General features: G+C 30.1%; 22 protein-coding genes. 18 read left to right on the top strand and 4 right to left on the bottom strand.

Annotated features, from left to right (window positions below; translation table 11 throughout):
• Positions 1–561: 561 nt before the first annotated feature.
• Positions 562–1,758, bottom strand: coding sequence for a Pycsar system effector family protein (locus ABNT65_RS18425; protein WP_348707115.1), 1,197 nt, complete (start codon positions 1,756–1,758; stop codon positions 562–564).
• A gap of 105 nt (positions 1,759–1,863) precedes the next feature.
• On the opposite strand from ABNT65_RS18425, the gene msrB reads away from it, so the two are divergent.
• From msrB to ABNT65_RS18475, 10 genes are all read left to right on the top strand, one after another.
• The gene (gene msrB, locus ABNT65_RS18430) at positions 1,864–2,313 is read left to right on the top strand and encodes a peptide-methionine (R)-S-oxide reductase MsrB (protein ID WP_348746547.1); all 450 of its coding nucleotides are present in this window, start codon (positions 1,864–1,866) and stop codon (positions 2,311–2,313) included.
• On the top strand, positions 2,306–2,839 hold the full coding sequence (gene msrA / locus ABNT65_RS18435) for a peptide-methionine (S)-S-oxide reductase MsrA (protein WP_348740031.1): 534 nt from the start codon (positions 2,306–2,308) through the stop codon (positions 2,837–2,839). The genes msrB and msrA overlap by 8 nt, the downstream gene beginning before the upstream one ends.
• 5 nt (positions 2,840–2,844) lie before the next feature.
• Positions 2,845–3,837: a Gfo/Idh/MocA family oxidoreductase gene (locus ABNT65_RS18440; RefSeq protein ID WP_348746548.1), complete on the top strand. Its 993-nt coding sequence runs from the start codon at positions 2,845–2,847 to the stop codon at positions 3,835–3,837.
• A 123-nt stretch (positions 3,838–3,960) separates the two neighbouring features.
• Positions 3,961–4,413, top strand: coding sequence for a DUF3291 domain-containing protein (locus tag ABNT65_RS18445; protein WP_348740035.1), 453 nt, complete (start codon positions 3,961–3,963; stop codon positions 4,411–4,413).
• A 708-nt stretch (positions 4,414–5,121) separates the two neighbouring features.
• Positions 5,122–5,505 carry a hypothetical protein gene (locus ABNT65_RS18450; RefSeq protein ID WP_348707120.1) on the top strand — a complete coding sequence of 128 codons (384 nt, stop codon included), beginning with the start codon at positions 5,122–5,124 and terminating at the stop codon, positions 5,503–5,505.
• 58 nt (positions 5,506–5,563) lie between these two features.
• Positions 5,564–6,220, top strand: coding sequence for a hypothetical protein (locus ABNT65_RS18455; RefSeq protein WP_348707121.1), 657 nt, complete (start codon positions 5,564–5,566; stop codon positions 6,218–6,220).
• A gap of 2 nt (positions 6,221–6,222) precedes the next feature.
• Positions 6,223–7,131: a hypothetical protein gene (locus tag ABNT65_RS18460; protein ID WP_348746549.1), complete on the top strand. Its 909-nt coding sequence runs from the start codon at positions 6,223–6,225 to the stop codon at positions 7,129–7,131.
• Entirely contained in the window at positions 7,128–8,255 is a 1,128-nt protein-coding gene (locus ABNT65_RS18465; protein WP_348746550.1) for a serine hydrolase domain-containing protein, read from the top strand. Before ABNT65_RS18460 ends, ABNT65_RS18465 begins: the two co-directional genes overlap by 4 nt.
• Positions 8,256–8,282: 27 nt before the next feature.
• A complete protein-coding gene (locus ABNT65_RS18470) occupies positions 8,283–8,777 on the top strand; it encodes a hypothetical protein (RefSeq protein ID WP_348740042.1) in 495 nt (164 codons plus the stop codon).
• Between the two features lie 34 nt (positions 8,778–8,811).
• Positions 8,812–9,147, top strand: a complete 336-nt coding sequence (locus ABNT65_RS18475; protein WP_348707125.1) for a cyclic-phosphate processing receiver domain-containing protein — start codon at positions 8,812–8,814, stop codon at positions 9,145–9,147.
• Here ABNT65_RS18475 and ABNT65_RS18480 read toward each other — a convergent pair whose 3' ends face one another.
• From ABNT65_RS18480 to ABNT65_RS18490, 3 genes are all read right to left on the bottom strand, one after another.
• Positions 9,148–9,885 carry a response regulator transcription factor gene (locus tag ABNT65_RS18480; protein ID WP_348707126.1) on the bottom strand — a complete coding sequence of 246 codons (738 nt, stop codon included), beginning with the start codon at positions 9,883–9,885 and terminating at the stop codon, positions 9,148–9,150.
• Positions 9,886–9,891: 6 nt separating this feature from the next.
• On the bottom strand, positions 9,892–11,481 hold the full coding sequence (locus ABNT65_RS18485; protein WP_348707127.1) for a HAMP domain-containing sensor histidine kinase: 1,590 nt from the start codon (positions 11,479–11,481) through the stop codon (positions 9,892–9,894).
• A gap of 117 nt (positions 11,482–11,598) precedes the next feature.
• Positions 11,599–12,027 (bottom strand): hypothetical protein, encoded by a 429-nt coding sequence (locus ABNT65_RS18490; RefSeq protein WP_348746551.1) that lies wholly within the window; start codon positions 12,025–12,027, stop codon positions 11,599–11,601.
• A 290-nt stretch (positions 12,028–12,317) separates the two neighbouring features.
• Here ABNT65_RS18490 and ABNT65_RS18495 point away from each other — a divergent pair, with 290 nt between their 5' ends.
• The 8 genes from ABNT65_RS18495 to ABNT65_RS18530 all read left to right on the top strand — a co-directional run bounded on the left by ABNT65_RS18495 (position 12,318) and on the right by ABNT65_RS18530 (position 22,582).
• A complete protein-coding gene (locus ABNT65_RS18495) occupies positions 12,318–12,887 on the top strand; it encodes a hypothetical protein (RefSeq protein ID WP_348746552.1) in 570 nt (189 codons plus the stop codon).
• A 230-nt stretch (positions 12,888–13,117) separates the two neighbouring features.
• Positions 13,118–13,756, top strand: coding sequence for a hypothetical protein (locus ABNT65_RS18500; protein ID WP_348707130.1), 639 nt, complete (start codon positions 13,118–13,120; stop codon positions 13,754–13,756).
• 184 nt (positions 13,757–13,940) lie between these two features.
• Positions 13,941–15,506, top strand: coding sequence for a protein adenylyltransferase SelO (locus ABNT65_RS18505; RefSeq protein ID WP_348746553.1), 1,566 nt, complete (start codon positions 13,941–13,943; stop codon positions 15,504–15,506).
• A 91-nt stretch (positions 15,507–15,597) separates the two neighbouring features.
• Positions 15,598–15,996, top strand: a complete 399-nt coding sequence (locus ABNT65_RS18510) for a hypothetical protein (protein ID WP_348746554.1) — start codon at positions 15,598–15,600, stop codon at positions 15,994–15,996.
• Between the two features lie 5 nt (positions 15,997–16,001).
• Entirely contained in the window at positions 16,002–17,150 is a 1,149-nt protein-coding gene (locus tag ABNT65_RS18515; RefSeq protein ID WP_348746555.1) for a hypothetical protein, read from the top strand.
• Positions 17,151–17,222: 72 nt separating this feature from the next.
• The gene (locus ABNT65_RS18520) at positions 17,223–18,245 is read left to right on the top strand and encodes an XdhC family protein (protein WP_348740050.1); all 1,023 of its coding nucleotides are present in this window, start codon (positions 17,223–17,225) and stop codon (positions 18,243–18,245) included.
• Complete coding sequence (locus ABNT65_RS18525; protein ID WP_348707135.1) at positions 18,246–18,827, top strand: nucleotidyltransferase family protein; 582 nt, start codon at positions 18,246–18,248, stop codon at positions 18,825–18,827.
• A gap of 98 nt (positions 18,828–18,925) precedes the next feature.
• A complete protein-coding gene (locus tag ABNT65_RS18530; RefSeq protein ID WP_348746556.1) occupies positions 18,926–22,582 on the top strand; it encodes a ShlB/FhaC/HecB family hemolysin secretion/activation protein in 3,657 nt (1,218 codons plus the stop codon).
• Positions 22,583–22,679: the final 97 nt, after the last annotated feature.

Here is a 22,679-nt window from a genome sequence, read left to right on the forward strand (position 1 = left end):
TTCTTATGCTTGTTGAGGAATGGCTATATACTAGTGCGAGAAGGTTTTGTTGCGTTGAGGAATGGCTATATACTAGTGCGAGAAGGTTTTGTTGCGTTGAGGAATGCTATACACTAGTGCGAGAAGGTTTTGTTGCGTTGAGGAATGCTATACACTAGTGCGAGAAGGTTTTGTTGCGTTGAGGAATGTCTATATACTAGTGCGAGAAGCTTTTGTTGTATTGAGGAATGCTATACACTAGTGCGAGAAGGTTTTGTTGCGTTGAGGAATGCTATACACTAGTGCGAGAAGCTTTTGTTGCGTTGAGGAATGACTATACACTAGTGCGAGAAGCTTTTGTTGTATTGAGGAATGACTATACACTAGTGCGAGAAGGTTTTGTTATGTTGAGGAATGGCTATACACTAGTGCGAGACGTTTTTGTTATGTTGAGGAATGGCTATACACTAGTGCGAGAAGGTTTTGTTATGTTGAGTAATGGCTATACACTAGTGCGAGACGTTTTTGTTATGTTGAGGAAGTTACCTATTGGCATATATAAAAATGTATTCGAAAATAGTATTATACACCACTCTGCATATAAAAAGCAATAGCAAAAGCTAATACACTCACAATAATACCAATCATAAAAACAGTATAAGTGGTTCTCAATAAACTATATTTTCTATTTAAAACCAATCCTAAAAAGTATAAATCTTTAGTTAAAGAACCATACAAATAATCACGGTCTTTTAGCATTTCATCCATAGCCCATTCAAACTCAGATAAACTCATCTTATGAAAGTTTCCAAAGAATATTAAGTTTACCTTTTTATTAGCAACATCTTCTTTGGTAAATTTTCCTTGTGTAACATTAGGGCGTGTAGCCATAACAGAAAGAATAATAGATATGACTGTAAATATCATAAATACAATAGAAGGAATTACTAAATAGCTATTAGATGGATTATCTAGTTTAGGAATTAAAGTAGAAAGCGTCATAGAAATAATAATAGCATTTACTGAAAGTAAAATATTCGCTTTAGTATCTGCAATATCACTTAAAGTAATATGATTTCTTAACGCTACTCTAAACATAGTTTCAATACCACGTTCAGGCAAATCAATTTTATTTTTTTTAAAAGCAAGTTCTTCTTTTTTTTGTTTTAGTTTAACTAAGTCTTGGGTTACTTTTTTTTGAGTTTTTAATAACTGTGCTAGATTTTTACCTTTTTGCTTTTCCCAAGTTTTTATAGCACTTGTTGTGTAGAATTGATGTTCATTAGTTAAAAAATGAATGTTATTATTTAACCAATCAGGATCGGTAAATTCTAACCCTTTGGTAAGTTCTAATTCTTTACGTAATAATTCAGAGAAATCATTATAGTTTTTACTTCCTAAATGAGAGCAATCAGCATCTTTTAAAATTTTATCTAGCTGTGTAGAAGGAGTATTTCCCATTTTAGTAGCCATGATAATAGGAGTAATATCTTCAACAAAATTTTCAGCATTTTCTTGTTTTAGATAGCCTGTAGCAATTTTTACACTTTCTTCTTCATGATTGTTTGGATCTTTACTGTATCCAGTGTCATGAAACCATGCAGCGATTAAGAGTTTTTGAGTGTCTTCTTCATTTAAACCTTCAAGAGTGGCTAACTCTTTAGCCTTTTCAACTACACGTTGTGTATGAGCAATATTATGGTATACAAACTTCTTTTTTAAATTTGTATTTAAAAAATTAAGCACATAATGTTCTACATTTTCTAATAAATTACTCATAAATAGGCTGTTTTTAAAGTGTAAAAATAATCAAAGTTTATCATTTTTAATAACCGTAAATTAGCACTAGTAAATAAAGACTACTAATTATTAAAGAAAAGAAGCATGTTAACATGGAAGCATATTATAGAGTTTAGTGTACATGGTACTCCTGTTCCTACAAAACGAGTAGAAAAAACGGACGAAGAATGGAAGAAACTCTTATCACCAGAAGAATATAGAATTACTAGATTAAAAGGAACAGAAAGGCCTTTTAGCGGAGAACACTGTTCGTCTTTTAAAGGAGGAAAATATAATTGTACTTGTTGTGACACACCATTGTTTGATTCTAGCATTAAGTTTGAATCTCATTCAGGATGGCCAAGTTTTACACAACCAGTACAAAAAAATGCGGTTAAATACCATAAAGATACTACTCATGGAATGATAAGGGTTGAGATTTTATGCAATACCTGTGATGCGCATTTAGGACATGTTTTTCCTGATGGACCAGAACCTAGTGGATTACGTTACTGCGTTAATTCATTATCTATAAAACTAGAAAAAGATGGGTAAAGAAATAGCAACTGTTGGAGGTGGATGTTTTTGGTGTACCGAAGCCATTTTTTTAGAGATAAAGGGAGTTGAAAAAGTAGTATCAGGATATGCAGGAGGAAATGTTCCAGGAAAACCAACTTATAGAGAAATTTGTTCAGGATTAACTGGTCATGCAGAAGTCATACAAATAACCTATGATGCAGAGGTAATTTCGTATGCTGAATTACTGACTATTTTTATGACAACTCATGATCCAACGACCTTAAATAGACAAGGAGCAGATGTTGGAACTCAATATAGATCGGTTATTTTTTATCATAATGATACACAGCAAGCCATAGCAAATGAAGTAATACAGCAAGTGCAACCTTATTTTGAAAGCCCTATTGTAACTGAAATAACGGAAATACCTACTTTTTTTGAAGCAGAAGACTATCATCAAAATTATTACCATCAAAATAAAGAACAAGGCTATTGTAACTTTGTAATTACTCCAAAATTAGCAAAACTTAGAAAACTATATGCTGATAAATTGAAAAACTAGAAAGTATGAGTTTAAATTCAGCTAAAACAATACGATGGGGCATTATTGGATGCGGAGCTGTTACAGAAGTAAAAAGTGGTCCAGCCTACCAACAAATTGAAGGTTTTGAGTTGTATGCAGTAATGAGAAGAGATGTTGAGAAATTGAAAGATTATGCGGATAGGCACCATGTAGAGAAGTATTATACAAATGCAGATGAATTAATTGGAGATAAAGAAGTTGATGCTATCTACATAGCCACACCACCTGACTCTCATATGTATTATGCTTTAAAAGTAGCCAAATCAGGAAAGCCTTGTTGTATAGAAAAACCAATAGCAACAAACTATAAAGATAGTTTAGCTATTTATGAAGCCTTTAAAGAAAAGAACATTCCATTATTTGTAGCTTATTATAGGCGTTCACTTCCAAGGTTTTTAAAAATAAAAGAATGGCTAGTGAATAATAGTATTGGAGAGGTAAGACACATCAACTGGATGTTAAGTAGAAAAACAAAGGAAATAGATACGTTAAAAAAGAAAAATTGGCGAACAGATGCTAGTATAGCTTATGGAGGTTATTTTGATGACTTGGCAAGTCATGGTTTAGATTTATTTACATTTCTGCTAGGAGATATAAAAGAAGCACATGGAATAAGCACCAATCAACAAAATTTGTATACAGCAAAAGATGCAATTACAGGTTGTTGGCTACATGACTGTGGTGCTACTGGATCAGGAATATGGAATTTTGGAGCTAGTTTTTATGAGGATAAAGTAGAAATTATAGGGAGTAAAGGAAAGGTACAGTTTTCTGTTTTTGGAGAAGTTTCATTATCTCTAAAGACAGAAGAGAAAGAAATAGAGGTTTTTATAGAAAACCCAAAGCATATTCAAATATACCATGTACAGAATATGAAAAAACAGTTTTCTGATAAGAATTATAAACATCCTTCAAATGGAAAAACTGCAACACATACTGCTTGGGTAATGGATAAAATTTTAGGAAGATTAGTATAGTGCATTAGTAAGTTTTCGTGAATATCTTAAATAAGGAAACTTTAATAAAACTATAACAGTATAAAATAACCCAACTGATCGTCATAATTGTACATTGGTCTTGTAACAATGTAAAACAACTAAATGTATCAATTAGCACAAATAAATATAGGTAGAATAGTTGGGGTAAATATGGAAGATCCCATAATGAAAGAGTTTGTTGATAATCTGGATAAGGTAAATGAATTGGCAGAAGGGAGTGAAGGATTTGTGTGGAGGTTGAAAGATGAGTCAAACAACGCAGCTAGCTTCAATCCGTACAATGATGAACAAGTGATTATTAATATTTCTGTATGGGAAACAGTTGAAGCCCTAGAAAACTTTACTTACAAAACATTTCATACAGATTTTTTGAAAAGAAGAAAAGAATGGTTTCAAAAGTATGGAAAGGCACATTATGCCCTGTGGTGGATTAAAGAAGGTGAATTTCCAACTGTAGAGGAAGCAATTGAAAAATTAGACTATTTTCAAAAAAATGGAGCTAGTGAAAAAGCATTTGACTTTAGAAAAAGGTTTTCTAAACCTAAAATAGATTAATAAGTACTCTTTTTTAATAAAGCGGTTTAAACCACTTCAATATAATAAATGTGAATTTGAAATAACCTGTTAATTATTCAAATTCACATTTTATTTTGGGGCTAAGCCTAGATGTAATACCAATTGAATTTTAGAATTGTTTTAGGCTAAAAAAGCAAGTATAGCCATAGTTAAGGTTGTCTTTTTTAAACGACAAATAAACTAAAAAGAAAGAATTTATATGCGTCATTTTAATGTTTAATTGGTATAATATATTAAACTTTAAAAATAAAAAGTAAATCACTAGATTTTAGTTCTATTGATGTTGTTAAGTGTTTGTGAGATAGTTAGTTAAAAGATGTTAAAATTTTGACTTTTATAAATAAGTTTATAATTTAGCATTGATTATCAGGAGGATAATTATAATTTGATTTCTGTTGAAACATAAAAACTAACAAACAAACCTACCCTTGAATATATAGCAAATTAACCAAATTCGTAAGGTTAAATGTGTAGGGTATTATATATACTTTTCTAAATAACTGTTCTATCAGTTTCTATTTTTTATAAAACAATTGTGTTAACCTTAATTATAGATTAGTCACATAAGCTGTAAAATACTTCCTAAAAATAATATAAAAATTAAACAAAGAATTATTGCGCAATAATAGGCGGAAACCGAAAAGCCTTAATAGAGTAGGTGTATTAATTTAAAACCAAACTATAAAAATGAAGAAAATTAAATCATTAGGTTTCATTGCTCTAGGAGCACTGGCCTTTGTATTTATGAGCTTTAGTTCTGCTTCGGATGACATGTATGGAGATTCATATTTAGTGGATAAACAAGGTGTTGAACAAGTAGAAGGAGATAAGGTAGCTGTATTGGCTACTGCACTTAGACTTACTGCAAGAGCTGCCAGAGCAACCGTAGGTTATACTAGACGTGCTATAGCATATACTAGAGAAGTATATAGAGTAAATGCTCCAGGTCTTGAGCAAGTATTATTAACAGCATCTACATACGTAATTGCTAATAGTGTTGATAAGCACTCTGAAAATTATGTAAAGGAGAAAAATAAACTTAAAAAGCAAAAAATTAGACAACTAGGCTAATTTTTTATGGAGTGGCTTGTACAAGCCACTCCTTTATAAATATTTAAACTAACCACACATGAAAAAAACAATTGTTTTTAAGCTAATAGTAGCTGTTTTTGGTTTTTATTGGTTGGCTACCTTACTTTTTGTTAGTCCTGATAATTACATTAAAATAGCTTTTTTTGATCAGCAAGGAACTTTTGATACCTTCTTTTTTCAAAAATGGGGATTCTTTGCTCCACCTCCTAAATACAACGATAGGCTTTATTTTACTTTCGAGTCTAAAAAAGACTCAACAGTATCATATACTTTTGAAGTAATAGAAAAATTACAAGAAAGAAAAAGTAGTAAAGCACCATTTAACTCATCAGAAGATATTTTGGATTATGTATTGTCAAGTACATTACATAATATTAATGATGGATTATTTGCTGTAAACCAAACATTAAATTTTGAAGATGAGGTGGTAGACTCTGTTCAGCAAAAAAATAGTATAGATGATAGAATACGAAAAGGTAAAGACTACACACAAAATTCAGCAAACTTTGTAACATTAAAGAGATATGCTAAAATGGTAGCGTTAAGGAATAATATTAAAAATATAAAAGACTATAACCTAACTATTGAAATAACACAATTAGATATGCCCAAGTTTGCAGATAGAGATTTGTTGGGTAAGGAAAAAAGAGTACGAGAAAAGTTAATTTTTAAAAGTGATAAAATAACATTGTAATTATGATAAATAAATTTATACAAGAAAATAAGTTTAGCTTTTACGCACCTTTTTTTAGATTGTTCATATGCTTTTATTTATTAAAAGACGTAATTACTATGTGGCGTTTTAATGATTTAGTTTATAAAGGAAAATCTTTTTTAGAACCAGGAGGCGCTCCTTTTTTAGAGTTTTTTAATATCAATACAGTTGCAGTAAGAGCTAATTTTGATATATTTTATACAATATATATTATCCTTATACTCCTATTTATGTTTGGAGTAGGAAAAAGACTAACAGCCTTGTTATTGTTTATAAGTATTGAAGTAATACAAAACTTAGCATGGTTAACACTTAATGGAGGTGATAACATTTTAAAATTTGCAATTTTATACTTCATATTTATAGATTCCTATAATAAGTACAGTCTTAAACCTCTAAAATATAAAACGGAGTTTTCGGAACAAGTAGCTAATTTACTATCCAATTTAGCAGGGTATTCATTATGCATACATTTTTGTTTAGTGTATTTTATTTCTGCAATTCACAAGATTAATGCAGAAGTATGGTTTAATGGAATTGCTACGTATTATGTATTAGGATCGGAAAGATTTCAAGGAACGCCATGGAATAGTTTGTTAGTAAAGAATGGCGTTTTTGTAACATTAAGTACTTATGGTACTATACTAGTAGAGTTATTATTTCCTTTTTTAGTATGGAATAAAAAACTCAAATTTATCATGCTATTCTTAGCAATGTCTTTGCATTTTGGAATAGGAATATTTATGATGTTGTATGATTTTCAAATCCTATTTATTTTGATTTTAGGTTTTTTTATAACAAATAATGAATGGAAATATATATTTGAAACTATAAATAATAAATACGAACTTTACAAGGAGAATGTCTTAAAGCTCGCTATTAAAAAATGATTCTTTATAGTGTATTAATTGTAGCCAGTATCGTAATTCTAGTCATTATTTTATGGAAAATAGAAACAAATGTACCTAAAATACCTAAAGTAAAAGAAGGAAATAAGGAAGCTAAAATAAAGTCAATAAAACGTTGGTTTAAAGTACTGGAACGTAGAAAAAAGTTTAATGGAGTAGCTTTACTAACTCATAAAGGCGAAGTAATTTTTAAACTAGTTATGGGAGTTAGTGGAGCTACACAAAAACCTTTAACAGAAAGTTCTATGCTAAGAATAGCATCCTTATCTAAATCTTTTACAGCATTTGCGATTATGAATTTGGTGAAAAAAGAAAAAATACACTATGATGATTTGGTAAGTGAACATGTAACTTTCTTTAAACATAAACAGATAACCATTAGAAACTTATTAAACCATACCTCAGGAATTTTAGTAGACTATATTGCTATTGCAAAAAAAAATAAGCCTAGTAAAAATTATATCCTGTCTATAACTGACGCCGTTCATCTTGTCTTGAAAGTTATGGAGGAAGATAAGTTAGTACCTAATATCAAATTTGTTTATAACAATACCAATTATATATTCTTAGCATACATTGTTGAAAAAGTAACAGGACTTTCTTTTGAAGAATATATAAAAGAAGAAATATGTAAACCACTAGGCTTAATTCAAACTAGAGTTTGGAATCTATTATCAAAAGACACCATTGAGAATACTGCCAATATAGCTGAAGATTTTGAAGCTTATTTAAAAAGTAAACCTATAAAATTAAAACCAACTTGGATTGATGGTGTAGCTGGAGATGGAGCCATTTTTTCTAGTATTAATGACCTAGAGAAATGGTCAAAAATTTGGGAAGATAACTCATTATTAAGTAAAGAAGAATTAAAAGAAGCATATAAACCACATCAATTAAAAGATGGAACTTATAATGATTATGGATTTGGATGGGTATTAAATAGAGACAATTCAATATGGCATAATGGGAAATGGCTAGCGGCAAACTCTTTAATGATAAAGAATTTTAAAAAAGAAACTTGTTTAATATTGGTAGATAACTCAGCCAATTTACGATTTGAGAAAATAACAAAAAAACTACTCTATGAATTAGAAGATTATTTATAAAACCAAACTAAATAAAAATCAACAAACATGAACAAACTAAAAAAATGGAGTGGAACAATTGAAAGTGGTGTATTAACAGGATCAGCAACTTTTTTTGCCACATTAATGGTACTAATGTACTGGCAAAGTAATGGATTTACTGAGGTAGAATTTATTTTAATGAGTGTTATTTCCGGTGTCTTTCTGTTTATATTTTCCTTATTTTTTAATTATACTTTTTTGAAACCTAATTTGCTTAAAAAATTTAAGAAAAGGTCAGAATTGTCTAGAAGAAGGTCTAATGTAGTACTAGTAACATTATTAGTAGCATGTATTACTTATTTATTAATGGATTATATATTGTTTTTAGTAGATGCGTCCATTCCTAAAGATTATCTAGCCTTTATTAATAATTTAGAACCCAATGTTGAAAATAGAATACAAAATAGTTATCCATTGGGGTTGGTAAATTTCATAACTACATTAATTTTTGGAATTTTTGCATCCATTATATCACTGTTTTTTATTAAAAAAGTGAATTAAATTTTAGAGTTTTGTAGTATAAATACTGAGTACTATGAAAAAGCTTTTTTTAGATGATATTAGAACCGTAGATATGATTTACGATGAAATGGAGATATCAACATTTATTGTAGTTAGAACTTATGAAGAATTTGTTACTCATATAAAAATTAATGGATTACCAGATTTTATAAGTTTTGATAATGATTTAGGCTTAGATAAAAATGGAAATGTAGCACCAGATGGTTTAGCGGCAGCTAAATGGTTGGTGTATGAATCTGGTTTAAACCTAAAAAGGTTACAATTTAAAGTACATTCAGCCAACCCGGTTGCAGCGGAACAAATTAGAGGGTTGTTAACAAATTATATCACTTTTTTAAATAAGCAGTAATTATTTAAATATAGGTAAAGCCTTAATAACTTCTTTTTTATGGCGCTGACTCAGAGGAATAGAAATATTGTTTTTAAGAATAATATTATAATCAACAGTGTCAATTCTAGCTATTTTACTTTTATTAACCAAGTATTTTCTGTGCGTTTTAATAAAGATGTTTTTAAACTCCTCAGTAAAGCTTTTTAAAGTTTTTTGTACCATAAATTGAGTGTTTTCTGTATGTATATGACAATACTTATCATCCGCCTCAATGTAAAACATATCATTTTTTGATATTTTAAATAAAGAATCTTTCTTTTTTATAAATAGTTCATCATTAATTTTTAAACTAGCTTTTTCCTTGGTAGATAGCTGACCTACTTGATTGGCAAATTTTTCAATAGCTAATTCAATAGTAAACTTAATACCAAAAGGATCTACAGGTTTTAAGAGATAATTATAAGGCTTTGTGTTTTTTGCCTCACTGAAGCTTATGTTGTCTTTAGCATTCGTTAAAAATAATATAGGTATTGGAGTGTTTTTGTTGATGTATTCAGCAAATCGGATTCCTTCACGTTTGTCTTCTATAAAAATATCAAGGATAGCTAAGTCAGGAGCATGCATATGGTATAATGCAACAGCTTCCATATAATTAGAGGCAGAACCAATGACAGTATAGTTTTTAACCAATAATTGCTTTAATAATTCTGACTGCTCTAAATCATCTTCAAGAATTAAAATTTTAATCTTTTGCATATATAATTAAGCTATTATTTTATGAGGTATAGATATATGTACAACTGTACCTCCTTTTGGGTGATTTTTAATGTGGATAGTTCCGTTATTTAGTTCAATCATAGATTTTACTAGGTGTAAACCTAAACCAGAGCTTTTTCTACCTTCTGTATCTTTTTGCGCTTTTTTTGTATGTAGTTCAAACAATGTTTTCAAAACAGTTTCAGGAATTCCAACTCCAGAATCTTGAATACTTAGTTTTAAAAAATTACCCTCAACTATTCCAGAAATTAAAATTTCACCATTTTTAGGGGTGAACTTTATAGCATTATCTAAACAATTACGAAGTACTATTTTAAACAATTCCATGTCGCCAAAAATTAAAAAAGAATTTACATCTTTTATTGATAGTTGGATGTTTTTTTCTTTTAATAGAGAATCATATTGATGCGCTACTTGATTGATAACAGGAAATAAAGGAAACCAGTCTTTTTGAATAGCTAATAAATTAGATTGACTCAATGACCAGTTTAGTAGATTATCTAATAAAAAACTTAATGAGTCAATAATAGGTATAACATTGTTATCAATAGTAATTGTTTTATGTATTGAATTTGATGTGGCTAATTGCAATTTCTGTTTTAAAAGAGCTACTGGACTACGTAAATCATGGGCAACAATACTAAACATTTGATTCTTTTGTAAGTTAGATTCCTCCAACTCATTATTCAAAATTTGTATTTGTTGGTGTTTTTGTTGTAACTTTTTATAAAAAAGAAAAGTAAGGGTTAATAGAAGTAAAATAGCTATTGAAATAATAATAAGAATATTACGTTGCGCTGTTTTTTTATCTATTTCAGCCTGTTTTTTAGCTAGATTAAAAGCTTCTTTTTGTTCCGCAATTTTCCAAATGGTAGCTTCTTTTTGAATAGAATCTTGTAAAATATTGTGTTCTTTTAAATATTTTATAGCCTGTTTATGTTCTTTTAAAGCCTCAGAAACAATGTATAAATTATGAGTTATTGAACTTTTTAGGTTAAGGTTCTTAATAGATTTAGAAGTTACATAAGCAGAGTCAAAATATTGTTTTGCTTTTAGGTCTTGATATTGTTCAAAATAAAGATTCCCTAAATTGGCGTATACTCTAGTTGAAGAAGATACGTCATTATAAGTTTTATAAGTATTTAACAATTTTTTGTACGAAGCCTCAGCCTTTTTGAATTTTTTCTTAGTTAAGTTGATATAAGCTAAACTTTCATTTACCTCATTTAAAAGCTGTTCAGGTAATTTTTCATATTTTAAAACACTTTCATAATAAACAACAGCAGAATCTTGGTTCTTTATTTCAAAAAAATCGCCTAAGCTTTTTAGCTTAATTAGAGAATAATCATTGTTAGTTAGTTTTCGTATTTCTTTTTCTGCATTGTCATGTAGCTTCAAACGAAAAAATAAATGACTATATAAAATAGTTTTTACATCATCATTAGTTAAATGATCATTTAATAAGTAGTGATTTACTTTTTTGTAATCTTTTTTAGAGAAAGCTAAATGGGCATTATGCCAAGAGTATTCTTTCTTATTAAGAAAGGAATTTCTATTTAATTCATTAGATTTCATACAAAAGTTACATTTCTCTATAAAAAAACTTTCGATAAAAGATTGTTGAGAAAAAGAAAGATTATTGAGAAAAAGAAAAATAACAAAAAAACGAATTCTGATATTAAAAAACACCTCTTATAAAGTAGAACCAGGAGGTATAACAACAGTTCCTCTTGTTGGTTCATTAGATTTACTATTAAAATCAATCTCAACTTTTATTTGTTTTATAGCGTTAAACGTATCATCATCTATAGTGAAAATTAAAGAGAATAGACCTTGTTTTTTTGAATGAATATCTGTTGTTTTTTTTGATTTTATTTTTATTGTTAATTTTTTAGAAGATATAATTGGATCAATATGAAATTCCTCACATTCTCCTTTTATAGTATTACTGTCAAAAAAAGAAGTTGTATAAATGTAATTTTCGCTACCTGTTTGAGTAATTCTAACAAAAGGACCTAGAGATACGTGGTTATTAATAGTAATAGGAGTTTGTACTTCACTTATTTTTTGAACTTTAAATTCTTTAACTATATCCGAATATAAAATAGTTGTGTTTTCCATTTTTATAAAAGTTTGGTTACATGCAATATACTAGGTTTTAAACTGAATAACAATAGTTAATAGTTGAATTTAAAACGTTTATTCTCTTTTTTATAGCATTTACGAATTTTAGCTAGTCGTTTACATACTTGTTCATTTAATGAAGCTTATTCAAGCGTAATTTTACTATCAGAAAACAATCAATAGCGCTAAACAGTTTTCAAAAAACAAACAAAATAGAGTTCAGAAACTATAAAAAACGAGGCGAAACCCGAAAAGCCTTATGAGTAGGGAAATTAAACCAAACTAAAATGTGGATAATTAATACGCTTGTAAATACAGATTATTTAAAACTTGTAAAAAAAGGAGGGACATGGAGTCATCCTGTTGGAGGAGGCCAGCTTTTTAATGATAATGTATATTTTGTAGCAACTAAAGTAGATAAAAATGGTAAAGTATCTAAATTGGTAGGAGGGAATGACAATAACTTTAAATTAAAGGTAAAACCACGTGATACAATTAAGTGGATTGTAAGTCCAAGTAATCCAACTAATGATGATAATTATGGTATTGTAATGTATGGCTTTGCTAAAGGTTCTAAATGGGAAGGCTCTTTAACTCTTCCTAGTTCAGATAATGAAGAAATTCAATTTGTAGAGTTAACACACGGATTTGATGATATAGATGAGCCTAAAGATAAGTACTTAAAAGGGAGTTCTGCTCAAATTAGTGTTCCAGATACACATGTTTTAGCTAGTCCCAATTATGGAGATACGATAAGCTATCATCTGAAATTAATATTGATAGATCTAACTGACCCTAAAAATCCGAAGCCTATAAATTACATTATAGTAGATCCTAAATTTATAATTGAGAAATAGTATAAAGGGAATCATATTTATAATATGATTCTTTTTTATAAACTTAACTAACTACTTACGGGGAAAGCTAAATTTAAGAAGTTTAACTTATTGAAACAAAACTTTCTTATAAGAAAACAATCAATAGTGTTAAACAGTTTTCAAAAACCAAACAAAATAGAGTTCAGAAACTATAAAAAACGAGGCGGAATCCGAAAAGCCTAATGAGTAGGGGTAAAACTATTTTTATTATGAAAGATATAAATAAGCAACAAGTTGAAAATGCGATAAAAAAACTAATTGAGTGGTTTCCAGAGGAGACTGAAAACCTTGAAGTAAATAAAGAATTAATAGTCAATTATTTTTTAGATAAAAATAAACCTGTTCATCCAACACTTAAAGAAATTAAGCACGTTACGGTTAAAGATCAAGAAAATTTTGATACACTATCTTTAACAGCTTGTGAGGAAGCTATTGCTATAGTTGTAGTAGATGTTATAATGTTTGTTTTTGGGTTAGTAGGATTACATATTTCTAATCAAGAACGATTAACAAGGTCACTGATAAGAAAATTAGGGCCTAGTACGTTAAGAGGATTTTCTAGAGCTGTTCATAATTTTTCTGTAGCCAAAGGAGCTATGGCTAAATCTAAAGCACTATTTGCTTTAATGGGAGGTATTTGGAAAGCAGGAGGCTTTAAAGCTGCTTTTAAAATAGCAAAAGATGAAATGACCTGGTGGGAATGGGTTAAGACAGGAACTATTGCAGTTGTACAAATTACAGCATGGTTTGCTACTGATGGTATTGCTTTTATTGCTGAAGCTGCATTAGTTATAATGAGTGCAGAGCAGCTTATTGAAGATGCTATAAAAGCAGGTAAAGTTTGTTGATATTTTACAAAAAAGAATTTAATTGATTGAATGGAGTATTCTATTCAATCAATTTTTTATTAATTATAAATAAAATAGTAAAAACTTACTTTTAAGTATTTTCTATAACTTTAAAAATTAATTAAGGTTATTGTAACTTTGTTTTTTATATAATTGTTTTACAACCCTTAATACATTTAGCATAGTGAATCTAAACCTAAACAACACCTTTACCCAAGAATTACCAGCAGATAAAAACCTAGAAAATACAAGACGTCAAGTAATAGATGCCTGTTTTTCATATGTAACACCAAAGCAAACAGCTAAACCAGAATTGTTACATGTTTCTGAGGAAATGATAGAAGAATTAGGGCTTACACCTGAAGAAGCAAATTCAGAAGAATTTCTAAAAGTTTTTACAGGTAATAAGGTGTTGGATAATACACATCCGTATGCTATGTGTTATGGAGGACATCAATTTGGGAACTGGGCAGGACAATTAGGTGATGGTAGAGCTATTAATTTATTTGAAGTACAATACCAAGGTAAACAATGGGCGTTACAGTTAAAAGGAGCTGGAGAAACACCATACTCAAGAACTGCTGATGGATTAGCGGTTTTACGTTCTTCTATTAGAGAATACTTATGTAGTGAAGCTATGTATCATTTAGGAGTGCCAACAACAAGAGCTTTGTCGTTAAGTCTTACAGGAGATGAGGTGTTGCGTGATATGATGTATAATGGAAATGCAGCGTATGAAAAGGGAGCGATTGTGTGTAGAGTAGCGCCAAGTTTTATTCGATTTGGGAATTTTGAAATTTTAGCCGCAAGAGAAAATCATATCGCTTTAAAACAATTAGCAGATTATACAATTAAACATTTCTATCCAGAGATTAAAACCGCAGGAAAAGAAAAATATCTAGAATTGTTAACAAAAGTTAGCCATAAAACAATTGATATGTTAGTGCATTGGCAACGCGTAGGTTTTGTACATGGCGTTATGAATACAGATAATATGTCTATTCTAGGGTTGACTATAGATTATGGACCCTATGGATGGTTAGAAGGTTTTGATTTTGGGTGGACACCAAATACCACAGATGCACAACATAAGAGGTATCGTTTTGGCAATCAATCATACATTGGTTTATGGAATTTATTTAAACTGGCAAATGCATTGTACCCGTTAATAGAAGATACGAAACCTTTACAGGCTATTTTGGATAGTTATAACGATGAATATATAGTAAAGTATGAGCAAATGATGAAAGAGAAATTAGGATTGCTATTGGAAGATGAAAAAGATAAAGAGTTAATTGGTAGATTGGAAGAAAGTTTACATTTAATGGAAGTAGACATGACCATCTTTTTTAGATGTTTATCAAATGTAACTAAAAATGATACAGCTCTTTTAGCTATTGAAAAAATACAAAAAGCTTTTTACAACCCATTAGAGTATAAGAATGAAATAAAAAAACATTGGGAAGACTGGTTTACAATGTATATAAACCGATTACAAAAAGAAAAACGTTTGGATGTGGATAGAAAAATGGCAATGAATGCTGTAAATCCAAAGTATGTTTTACGTAACTATATGGCGCAATTAGCTATTGATAAAGCTAACAAAGCAGATTATAGTTTAATAGAGGAGTTATACCAACTCTTAAAGAATCCATATGAAGAACAACCCAATTATGAGAAATGGTTTACAAAACGTCCAGAGTGGGCACGTAACAAAGTAGGTTGTTCCATGTTATCCTGTAGTTCATAATAAGCTTTTTTATATGTAAAAAAGGTTTTTTCCTATAGGATGTAGTTGTTTAAAATGTTAGCTTTGTTAGTAACTAACCTAACTGTACATCATGGATAATTATGTTGTTGGCTCAAAAAAGCCCATAAAATTAAAAATTGAAGTTCAATCAGAAGCAATTCCTACTACGTATACCTATCTTGAAGATACTGGGCAAGAAAATGGAAAGCCAGATATTCCACCATTCAATCCAAGTATAAAAACAGGATGGAAGCTTATTGATAAAGGAGGAACAGTTAATGGAAAAACTTTAAAAGTAGCTACTTTTTTACGTTTCTTTAATTCATTTCCAAATGAAGAAACCTTTAATTTAGCTATAAAACAAATAAAAGATACTTATAAAGTATTTTTAACAGGGGGAGATGCACCTAACTATTCTGTTACATTTACAGTAGAGTCCTTATACTCTAGTAAAGTTTGTATTATAAATTCAGAAGTAACTTTAAGTTAAAAAAGATGTTTAAGAAGAGTTTGTATATACTTTTAGTTACACTATCAGGACATGTTTTGGCACAAAATAGTACTAAGGAAGTAAAGTTAAAAAGTTTAGCGCCACCTAATTCTCCAGCTTTTGTATTAATGGATGTAACACCAACTACCATAAGTACACCTCAAAGTATCCAAGCATTATCCATTCAAACGTTAAATGCTTTTTCAGGGAATAGTAATAATAATGTAGCACCTAATAGTTACGCAATTGAACTACAACCGTATTGGTATAAAAAACGAACGGATATTAATTTTTTTACCTATAACAATTTAGTAGCCAAAAAACAAAAACCTACAGTTGATGATTATGTAAGTTATAACCCATTAGGAGACTTATGGAAAAAACTATCAGTTTCTATAGCTTTTATGAATGGTACTTATGATGTTTTTGAAAAACCACAATCCTATATATCCGTGGGTGTAAGAACTCGATTACTTTCTATAGTTGGTATTAAACATGTAGAAACATTAAAAAATAGTTATAAAGACTATGAAGCATTTATGAGTTCGTCTGCAGTATCTGATTTAATATTTAAACAAGCTAGTGGAAAATTAACTTTAGAAGAATTAGATAAAGCAATTACTTCACTTGATGGTTGGAAAAAAGTGTACGATGCTATGTATAATAGTGTAAATGGAAAACCTGTATTTGCTCTAGACGGAGCTATAGCATATAGTCATTTTATGGGAGATGCTTCGCAAGATATTAAAAGTGCTTTCGGAAGGTTTGGAATTTGGTTTTCGGGAGATTTAGCATTGAAACTTCCTTCAACTAATCAATCAAACTATTTTCATGTATATGGAATATATAGGTATTTAAGAGATGGTTTAAATAAAGATGCTGATAATAAATTATTCATAACAACGAATACAGATTATGGAGGGAAATTAGAATTTGAAATGGATAAATTATCAGTCGCTTATGAATATTTACAAAGAGATGGGGTGCAAAATGAAACTAGGTCATTTGGAACCATTCGTTATCAAATTAATAAATCACTAACGTTACACGGAGGTTTTGGTAGAAACTTTAAAAGTGAATCAGCTACCACCACAATTTTAGGAATACAATGGGGATTAGATTTTTCTCCATCAGTAAATCCTATATCTAAGTAGAGATGATATAAAAACATCATGTAGTCTTTAAATCTGTAAAATATTGTACATTTAAAGAAAGTTTTTGACTACATGACACACGAGTTTAAAGAAATTCTTCAACAAGCATTTGTAAATCAACAAAAAGGTATTGCTAATGTATTAGCTACAGTAGTTGCTTTAGATGGTTCTTCATATCGTAAGCCAGGCGTACGAATGTTACTTTCATCTAATGGTAAAATGGTGGGAGCTGTAAGTGGAGGTTGTGTAGAAAAAGAAGTGCAAAGAAGAGCACAAACGGTATTTAAAACTAAAAAAGCCAAAGTCATTACCTATGATGGAAGATACCGATTGGGATGCGAAGGAATATTATATATTTTACTAGAGCCCATATTCATTTCTGTAACATTAGCTACTAATTTTGCTGAATTTTTAAAGGCAAGAAAACCATTTATAATAACTTCCTACTATAAAAAAGAGGATGAAATAGCAGGTAATTTTGGCTCTATAGTATCTTTTGAAGATAGAATGTATAATTTATATGATGGTTTTAATAGAGAAGAAATGAAAACTGGAGTTATTCAATTCCAACAAAAATTAGCTCCTTTATTTAAATTATTACTTATAGGTGGGGAACATGATGCAGTAAAATTGTGTAAACAAGCTAAGCTATTAGGATGGCAAGTAGAAGTAATTACATCAGTAAAAGACCCTAAACAATTATCTGATTTCCCAGGGGCTACTTCTGTAATTGCACAAACGCCTGAATTAGTTGAGCTTTCCAGCATAAATCAACATACAGCTGTTGTAATAATGAATCATAATTTCACGTATGACTTACGGTATTTAGTAAGGTTACAAGAAACAAAACCGTTGTATATAGGGGTATTAGGAGCAGCTAAACGTAGAGAAAAAATGTTAAATGAGTTGTTAGAATTAACTCCAGAAGTAACGGATGATTTTTTAGATGTAATTCATACGCCTGCAGGATTAAATATAGGAGCGATAACTCCAGAAGAAATAGCTATGTCAATTACCGCAGAAATATTATCTGTTATGAGAAATAAAGAAGTTTTCTCATTAAAAAAAATATCAGGAGCTATCCATACCAATTAAATGAAAGTAGCCATACTAATATTAGCAGCAGGTACTTCTTCAAGAATGGGTAGTATAAAACAAGTATTACCTTATAAGCATACCACTTTATTAGGTTGGACAATAGAGCAGGTAATAGCTGTAAAAGAAGCTGACACTTTTGTAGTACTCGGAGCCAATATGGGGTTGATTAAAAAAAGTATAGATGCTTATTCTATAACTATTATAGAAAATAAAAGTTATAGAGAAGGGTTGAGTACCAGTATTGTTACTGGTATCAATACTATAGAAGTAAATACTTTTGATAAAGTACTCATTTTATTAGCAGATCAACCTAAAATAACTACTGATTATTTAAAGAAACTGATTGAAATAAGTAAAAAAAATCAAGCTAAAATTATAGCATCTAATTATGGTGATAAGATAGGAGTACCAGCTATTTTCCCTAAAAAGTACTTTTCAAAACTAAAAGAGTTAACAGGAGATAAAGGTGCAGGAAAGTTACTTAATATAACTTTAAAAAGTGAGGTATTAAGTTTATTGAATAGCAATTTAACAGATATAGATACCTTAACTAATTATCATAAACTTTTAAAGGAATAAGATAGCTTTTTATTACTTGAGATTTTTTAAAACGAATCCCAAAGGAGGATTGGAGTAATTTAAAATGCCTTATTTTTGCTTATCAAATTACACTTTTAATGAAAACTATAAAACTAACAGTTTTTATACTACTATTATCTTTTTGGGGATGTGCGTCTTATCAAGCGAAGTATGCAGATGTAAAAGCGCCAAAAACCATTCAGGTTCAAAAAGAGTTAGTACATTCTTTTTATTTGATAGGTGATGCAGGGAATGCTGATTTAGGAGAAAATTTATTGACTTTAGATTACTTTCAAAAAGATTTAGAAACAGCTACAAAAAATAGTACCGCTTTGTTTTTAGGAGATAATATTTATCCAGTAGGAATGCCTAAAAAGGAAAGCACAGAAAGAGCTTTAGCAGAACATCGTTTACAAATACAAATAGATGCTGTTAAAAATTATAAAGGAAATCCCATTTTTATTCCAGGAAATCATGATTGGTATAACGGAATAAAAGGATTAAAACGTCAAGAGAAAATGGTAGAGAAAGCATTAGGCAAAAATTCTTTCTTACCAGAAAATGGTTGCGGTTTAAAGAAGGTAGATGTTAGTGATGACTTAACATTAATTATTATTGATAGTAAGTGGTTTATTACGGATTGGAACAACTATCCAACTATTAATGAAGATTGTGACATCAAAACTCGGGAACGTTTTTTAGATGAATTATGGAGCTTATTTAAGAAGAATCGATATAAAAATGTAGTGGTTGCCATGCATCATCCACTATATAGTAACGGACCTCATGGAGGAAGTTATTCTTTTAAAGACCATATGAGCCCTATTCCTGTTTTAGGAACATTTAAAAATATGTTACGCACACATGTAGGAATTCAAACCGATAATTTTAATAAAAGTTACAGTGAATTTGTTCAGGATATCGAAATTTTAGCTGATGATTTTAAAAATAATATTGTTTTTGTAAGCGGGCACGAGCATAACTTACAGTATATAGAAAATGATGGTTTTAAGCAGGTTGTGAGCGGTTCAGGATCAAAACAATCACCAGCTTTGGCAGGATATGGAGCACCTTTTACTTACGGAAATCATGGATACGCAAAATTAAATTACTACAAAGACGGATCAGCTGTAATTGAATATTTTGCAGCCAATAAAAAAGACGGGAACACATTACTATTCAGTAAAGAAATAGTAGCCCCGAAAAAAATACCAGCTAGTTTTGATTTTACCGAATACAACATCCATAAAAAATATGTAGAAGCTTCAATTTATCCAAAAGAAGACACTAAAGTAAGCGGTTTTCATGAATTTATGTGGGGTGATTTGCACAGAGCAAAGTACGGTGAGCAAATAAAAGTACCAGTATTAGAATTAGAAAATGTTTTTGGAGGTTTAAAACCAATACGAAGAGGTGGTGGAAACCAAACCAATTCTTTACGATTAGAAAATAGTGAAGGAAAGCAGTATGTATTGCGTTCCATGTATAAAGATGGGAGTCGTATTATGGGTGGAATTTTAAAAGGAACCTTTTTAATAGATGTGGTACAAGATATTTTTACCATGTCGCATCCATATGCAGCTTTTATAATTCCAGATATGGCAGAGTCGGTAAATATTTATCATACCAATCCTAAATTGTATTACATGCCTAAGCAACCAGCTTTGGGAAGTTATAATGATATTTTTGGAGGTGGTTTGTATTTATTAGAAGAACGTCCTGCAGGAGATAGAGAAGATGTAGCAAGTTTTGGAAAATCTAAGAAGATCATTAATACTATGGATGTATTAGAAAAGCTTCGTAAAAATGGTAAACATTCTGTAGATCAGCAATGGACAATGCGTTCTCGTTTATTTGATATGGTAATTGGTGATTGGGACAGACATGAAGATCAATGGCGCTGGGCTTCATTTAAAACAGAGAAAGGAAAAACCTATTACCGACCAATACCAAGAGATAGAGATCAACCTTTTTCAAAGTTTGATGGAGTAATGATCCCGGTATTTAAACAATTAGCACCCTTAGTGAGGAATATGCAAACGTTTGATCATGATATAAAAAACATGAAGTGGTATAATAATTATCCTCGTTTTTTTGATGCTGAATTTTTAAATCAACTAACGTTAAAAGATTGGTTGAAGCAAGCAGCATATATTCAAAAACATTTAACCGATGAAGTAATTGAAGCGGCTATTAAAAAATTACCTGCTAAAATTTATGCTTTAGATGGAGAGGAAACGATAGCTAAACTAAAATCACGAAGAGATAAATTACAAGATATTGCTAGAAGATATTATAAAAAACAAGCCAAAACAGTACAAGTAGTAGGAACAGATAAAGATGATGTGTTTATTGTGGAAAGAGTAAATAACGAGGAAACTAAGATTACGGTGTATCAAAAAAAGCATAAAATATTTGAACGTGTTTTTAAAACCAATGAAACCAAAGAGATACAACTTTACGGTTTAAACGGAAAAGATACATTTACTATTTCTGGTAAGGTAGATAATAGTATTTTGCTTAGATTGATAGGAGGACAAGATCATGATGTTTATACAGATGCCTCGGCTGTTTCTGGTTGGAGTAAAAAGACGAAAATATATGATTACGCATCTAAAAAAAATACAATAAACGGAAGTAAAGAAACGGCTGATTTACGTTCGGATAACTATCACAGAAACACTTATAATCATAGAGATATAGAAAATAACACTACGTTAGTATTGCCAAGCATAGGAAGTAATCCAGATGATGGTTTCTTTTTTGGTGCTTCTGTAGTACATACACGTCAAGGGTTTAAAAAGCAGCCTTTTGCCAGTGAGCACACATTTACGGCAAATTATTTTTCAGCGATTAATGGCTTTGATGTAGAGTATAATGGAGAGTTTACCGAGTTTATTGGAAATTGGAATTTAGCACTAAGGGCTAAAGCTACCAGTGATAATTATGCGATTAACTTTTTTGGTTGGGGAAATGAAAGTGAGTTTGATACGAATAAAGATTTAGATTTCTACAGAATAAAAAGAAGCGAGCTAAGTTTTACGCCATCATTATTAAGAAGATACAGAGGCGGAAATGTATTACGATTATCAGGAGTTATTGAAGGAATTAGAGTACAAAATACACCTGATAGGAACATTACCAATTACACATTAAGTCCTATAAATATTTTTGACACTAATTATTTTGTTGGTGGAGAATTGAGTTTTACACATCAAAGAACAGATGACATAAGTTTTCCAACCAAAGGAATGGATTTTGAAACTACGATAGGAGCAAAATCAAAGTTGAATGATTTTGATAGACGTTTTGGGTATATAAAAAGTTCCATGGCTATTTACCAGAATCTAGTGCAGAATCGTTCTGTAGTATGGGCTTCAAAAATAGGAACGCATATCAATATAGGAAATCGTTTTGAGGTGTATCAAGCCGCAACATTAGGAGGAGATAGCACTTTAAGAGGATTCAATCGTCAACGATTTACAGGAACAGAAAGTTTTTACCATAGTAATGATCTACGTGTACGATTTGGAGAAATAAAAACAAGCTTTTTACCATTAGAAGCAGGTGTTTCAGCAGGATTTGATTACGGACGTGTTTGGAGTCCGTATTCAACAAACTCTAAAAAATGGCATACCAGTTATGGTGGTTCAGTTTGGCTAAGCGGAATTGATTTATTTACGCTAAATATCTCGTATTTTCAAGGAAACGCTAATGAAAATAGAGTTGCTTTTGGTGTAGGGTTTGCTTTTTAATTGTAACCCAAAGAGTATAAGGCTTTTTTTGATAATTGTATAATTTTCTTTTTGGAAGCATCCGTTTATTTAAATATATTATAAGTAATAACAATTA

This window comes from Tenacibaculum sp. 190524A02b (genome assembly GCF_964036645.1).
In the GTDB taxonomy this organism is placed as follows: domain Bacteria; phylum Bacteroidota; class Bacteroidia; order Flavobacteriales; family Flavobacteriaceae; genus Polaribacter; species Polaribacter vairaonense.

Bases quoted from the DNA above. Each gene is read 5' to 3' on its own strand.
- ABNT65_RS18425 (WP_348707115.1), bottom strand. From the start codon at position 1,758: ATGAGTAATTTATTAGAAAATGTAGAACATTATGTGCTTAATTTTTTA.
- msrB (WP_348746547.1), top strand. From the start codon at position 1,864: ATGTTAACATGGAAGCATATTATAGAGTTTAGTGTACATGGTACTCCT.
- msrA (WP_348740031.1), top strand. From the start codon at position 2,306: ATGGGTAAAGAAATAGCAACTGTTGGAGGTGGATGTTTTTGGTGTACC.
- ABNT65_RS18440 (WP_348746548.1), top strand. From the start codon at position 2,845: ATGAGTTTAAATTCAGCTAAAACAATACGATGGGGCATTATTGGATGC.
- ABNT65_RS18445 (WP_348740035.1), top strand. From the start codon at position 3,961: ATGTATCAATTAGCACAAATAAATATAGGTAGAATAGTTGGGGTAAAT.
- ABNT65_RS18450 (WP_348707120.1), top strand. From the start codon at position 5,122: ATGAAGAAAATTAAATCATTAGGTTTCATTGCTCTAGGAGCACTGGCC.
- ABNT65_RS18455 (WP_348707121.1), top strand. From the start codon at position 5,564: ATGAAAAAAACAATTGTTTTTAAGCTAATAGTAGCTGTTTTTGGTTTT.
- ABNT65_RS18460 (WP_348746549.1), top strand. From the start codon at position 6,223: ATGATAAATAAATTTATACAAGAAAATAAGTTTAGCTTTTACGCACCT.
- ABNT65_RS18465 (WP_348746550.1), top strand. From the start codon at position 7,128: ATGATTCTTTATAGTGTATTAATTGTAGCCAGTATCGTAATTCTAGTC.
- ABNT65_RS18470 (WP_348740042.1), top strand. From the start codon at position 8,283: ATGAACAAACTAAAAAAATGGAGTGGAACAATTGAAAGTGGTGTATTA.
- ABNT65_RS18475 (WP_348707125.1), top strand. From the start codon at position 8,812: ATGAAAAAGCTTTTTTTAGATGATATTAGAACCGTAGATATGATTTAC.
- ABNT65_RS18480 (WP_348707126.1), bottom strand. From the start codon at position 9,885: ATGCAAAAGATTAAAATTTTAATTCTTGAAGATGATTTAGAGCAGTCA.
- ABNT65_RS18485 (WP_348707127.1), bottom strand. From the start codon at position 11,481: ATGAAATCTAATGAATTAAATAGAAATTCCTTTCTTAATAAGAAAGAA.
- ABNT65_RS18490 (WP_348746551.1), bottom strand. From the start codon at position 12,027: ATGGAAAACACAACTATTTTATATTCGGATATAGTTAAAGAATTTAAA.
- ABNT65_RS18495 (WP_348746552.1), top strand. From the start codon at position 12,318: ATGTGGATAATTAATACGCTTGTAAATACAGATTATTTAAAACTTGTA.
- ABNT65_RS18500 (WP_348707130.1), top strand. From the start codon at position 13,118: ATGAAAGATATAAATAAGCAACAAGTTGAAAATGCGATAAAAAAACTA.
- ABNT65_RS18510 (WP_348746554.1), top strand. From the start codon at position 15,598: ATGGATAATTATGTTGTTGGCTCAAAAAAGCCCATAAAATTAAAAATT.
- ABNT65_RS18515 (WP_348746555.1), top strand. From the start codon at position 16,002: ATGTTTAAGAAGAGTTTGTATATACTTTTAGTTACACTATCAGGACAT.
- ABNT65_RS18520 (WP_348740050.1), top strand. From the start codon at position 17,223: ATGACACACGAGTTTAAAGAAATTCTTCAACAAGCATTTGTAAATCAA.
- ABNT65_RS18525 (WP_348707135.1), top strand. From the start codon at position 18,246: ATGAAAGTAGCCATACTAATATTAGCAGCAGGTACTTCTTCAAGAATG.
- ABNT65_RS18530 (WP_348746556.1), top strand. From the start codon at position 18,926: ATGAAAACTATAAAACTAACAGTTTTTATACTACTATTATCTTTTTGG.